The organism is Streptomyces sp. NPDC005181, from assembly GCF_040608395.1.
Taxonomy (GTDB): domain Bacteria; phylum Actinomycetota; class Actinomycetes; order Streptomycetales; family Streptomycetaceae; genus Streptomyces.
The window spans coordinates 1-1,527 of record NZ_JBEXID010000247.1; the positions used below are offsets into that span (position 1 = coordinate 1).

The window sequence follows — 1,527 nt, forward strand, 5'->3', positions numbered from 1 at the left end:
CGGGGCCCTGCCGGGGCGGGTCCACGATCTGACTGCGGCCCGCACGCATCACATCGTGACCACCTGCGTCCGTCTCGGCATGCCCGCCCTGGCTGACCTGGTGGCTTTGTTCACGGGTTGTGGTTCTGGCTCAGGTTCTGTGGTGCGGTCACGGTGAGTGCGCGAGCCGCTGCCGAATCGGATGCGCTCGGAGCTGGGGTGAGGTGAGCTCCAGAGCCCGGTTGTCCTGTCCGGCAGCCATGTGGTCGAGCCATCGTTCATACCAGGCGAGAAAGTCCGGGGCTGAGGAGACGTTCGGGCCCCAGAAGCCGTCGGCGCTGCCGATGAGCATGCGTCCGGTGAGAGGGCCAGTCACGCCTATGAGGACGAGGTCGCTGCACCCGCGCTCGATGACGTCCAGGTACAGGTCACCACGGCGGGTGGGGCGATAGGCCCGGCTGAATCCCCTTGAGCCGGTGCTGGCATCTCTGGAATTCATCGTGAAGAGCGTGCAGTCCTGCAACGGGATCAGCCCGTAGTACGGAGACGCACCACTGCCGCCCAGGTTGGTGAGGAAGTCTCGATAAGGCTCTGGGAGTTCCACGTCATGCTCAGCTTCAAAGGCGTCTGCCTGAGCTTTGGGCAGACGGGGGCCGAGACGAAATTCGTGCCGTTCCTCGCCGAAGGAGTGGCTTCGGTTGGGCGCGTACGGGATGCATGCCAGCTTGCGTCGCAACCGCGGGATGCGGGAGTCCATGCGAGCTCTTCTCTCGTGTCGCCCGCAATCTATCGCACGGCACATGTCATCCTGCGAGTAGGACTCGCTTCCGCAGCAGCTGGAATCCGGGCCGGCCGAACATCTGACGCTTGACCTGATCCTTGCGCGTGCGCGCGCCTTCCTCGGGCGGTCAGCTGGAGTCTGGTTTGGTCGGTTCGTCCCGGTGGGGTGAGCGTGCCGGGGTGCCGGGGTGCCGGGGTGTCGCCCCTGGTGGGCGCCGGTTCCACGGCCGGGGGTGGTGCGGTGCTCCTTCCTGGCCTCGTCGGGGTGGGTGCCGTGGGTCAGTCGGGGGTGGGCAGGGCCTGGACGCGGGTGTAGGCGTTGGCGACGGCACTGCTCCAGGGCCAGTCGTCGGCGAGTTTGAGGATGCGGCGGCGTGCTCCGCGGACCAGGCGGGCGGGGATGTCGAGAATTCGCAGGCGGACGGTGTCGGGTTCGGCGCGGGATTCCTCGCCGTCCAGGGCGAGTTGCTGCAGCCACGCGGTCAGGTCGACGGCGAGCGCGACGGCTTGGCACCAGGCGTGGTTGATCGCGAAGTCGCGTGAGGGCATCCGGCGCAGGCCGGTCTTCTTCTCGTAGGCGGTCAGGTTCTTGTCGCGGGGGTGGATCTTTGAGCGGCGGATGATCAGGCGCATGTGCTGGGGTCAGTCGTCCAGTAGGGCTTTGTTAGGTTCCGTGGTGGGGGTCGGGTGTCGGTGCGGGTTGGCCGCATATCGAGCAGGCGCCGGTCCAGGTGGCCAGGAGGGCCTGGAGTTCGCGGAGGACCGCGT

2 protein-coding genes and 1 pseudogene are annotated in these 1,527 nt (G+C 67.3%); 1 reads left to right on the forward strand and 2 read right to left on the reverse strand.

Annotation, left to right across the window (positions count from 1 at the left end; all coding sequences use genetic code 11):
• Window positions 1-100: pseudogene (locus tag ABZV38_RS40395) on the forward strand (IS5/IS1182 family transposase); the annotation flags it as partial.
• Window positions 101-148: 48 nt separating this feature from the next.
• On the opposite strand, the gene ABZV38_RS40400 reads toward ABZV38_RS40395, so the two are convergent.
• The gene (locus tag ABZV38_RS40400) at window positions 149-736 is read right to left on the reverse strand and encodes an SMI1/KNR4 family protein (protein ID WP_356333951.1); all 588 of its coding nucleotides are present in this window, start codon (window positions 734-736) and stop codon (window positions 149-151) included.
• A 302-nt stretch (window positions 737-1,038) separates the two neighbouring features.
• On the reverse strand, window positions 1,039-1,392 hold the full coding sequence (locus ABZV38_RS40405) for a transposase (RefSeq protein WP_356333953.1): 354 nt from the start codon (window positions 1,390-1,392) through the stop codon (window positions 1,039-1,041).
• Between the last annotated feature and the right edge of the window lie 135 nt (window positions 1,393-1,527).

Bases quoted from the DNA above. Each gene is read 5' to 3' on its own strand.
- ABZV38_RS40400 (WP_356333951.1), bottom strand. From the start codon at position 736: ATGGACTCCCGCATCCCGCGGTTGCGACGCAAGCTGGCATGCATCCCG.
- ABZV38_RS40405 (WP_356333953.1), bottom strand. From the start codon at position 1,392: ATGCGCCTGATCATCCGCCGCTCAAAGATCCACCCCCGCGACAAGAAC.